Here is a 1,213-nt window from a genome sequence, read left to right on the forward strand (position 1 = left end):
AAATGATCTTTGTCTAAAGAAAATCCTTGCTATCTGATACTATAACTGCTATAATAATAACTTGTGAGAATACCTCACTTACCCCTTGCTAGGTCTTGGGGTCATTAGTCCAAAAGGAGGAAATATCAATGGCTAAATACGAAATTCTTTATATTATTCGTCCGAACATTGAGGAAGAAGCAAAAACTGCTTTGGTAGAACGTTTTGATTCTATCTTGACTGACAACGGTGCTACTATCGTTGAATCAAAAGATTGGGAAAAACGTCGCCTTGCATACGAAATCAAAGATTTCCGCGAAGGTCTTTACCACATCGTTACTGTTGAAGCTGAAGATGCTGTTGCTCTTAACGAGTTTGACCGTCTTTCAAAAATCAACACTGACATTCTTCGTCACATGATCGTTAACCTCGAAGCGTAAGAAGGTAGTTTATGATTAATAATGTAGTACTTGTTGGTCGTATGACCAGAGATGCAGAACTTCGTTACACACCGAGCAATGTAGCAGTAGCTACTTTCTCTCTTGCAGTTAACCGTAACTTCAAGAGTCAAAACGGTGAACGTGAAGCTGATTTCATTAATTGTGTGATTTGGCGCCAGCCAGCCGAGAATTTGGCTAACTGGGCTAAAAAAGGTGCCTTAATCGGTATCACTGGACGTATTCAGACGCGTAATTATGAAAATCAACAAGGTCAACGTGTTTACGTAACAGAAGTTGTTGCGGATAATTTCCAAATGCTGGAAAGCCGTGCTACACGTGAAGGTGGTTCACAAAGTTCTTACAATGGTGGTGGCTATAATAACCAATCATCAAACGACTCTTTTTCATCTTCATCACAAACACCAAACTTTGGTCGAGACGAGAGCCCATTTGGCAACTCAAACCCAATGGATATCTCAGATGACGATCTACCGTTCTAGGATGAACACTAACACTATAATATAAGGAGAAAATAACATGGCTCAACAACGTCGTGGCGGATTCAAGCGCCGTAAAAAAGTTGATTATATCGCAGCTAACAAAATTGAATACGTTGACTACAAAGATACAGAACTTCTTAGCCGTTTCGTTTCAGAACGTGGGAAAATCCTTCCTCGTCGTGTAACAGGAACTTCAGCTAAAAACCAACGTAAAGTAACAACAGCAATCAAACGTGCTCGCGTTATGGCACTTATGCCTTACGTTAACGAAGACTAATTCGTTAGACCACTTCC

The 1,213-nt window shown here is 40.1% G+C and carries 3 protein-coding genes; all 3 read left to right on the top strand.

Annotated elements, in window-relative coordinates; all coding sequences use genetic code 11:
• Positions 1-128: 128 nt before the first annotated feature.
• From rpsF to rpsR, 3 genes are read left to right on the top strand one after another with little or no spacing between them, the layout of a single operon-like run.
• Positions 129-419 (top strand): 30S ribosomal protein S6, encoded by a 291-nt coding sequence (gene rpsF, locus ACMZ6U_RS10430; protein WP_104968489.1) that lies wholly within the window; start codon positions 129-131, stop codon positions 417-419.
• A gap of 11 nt (positions 420-430) precedes the next feature.
• Positions 431-919, top strand: a complete 489-nt coding sequence (locus ACMZ6U_RS10435) for a single-stranded DNA-binding protein (RefSeq protein ID WP_416108348.1) — start codon at positions 431-433, stop codon at positions 917-919.
• Between the two features lie 37 nt (positions 920-956).
• Entirely contained in the window at positions 957-1,196 is a 240-nt protein-coding gene (rpsR, locus tag ACMZ6U_RS10440) for a 30S ribosomal protein S18 (RefSeq protein WP_000068665.1), read from the top strand.
• Positions 1,197-1,213: the final 17 nt, after the last annotated feature.

The sequence above is a fragment of the Streptococcus pluranimalium genome (assembly GCF_047785745.1).
In the GTDB taxonomy this organism is placed as follows: Bacteria; Bacillota; Bacilli; order Lactobacillales; family Streptococcaceae; genus Streptococcus; species Streptococcus pluranimalium_B.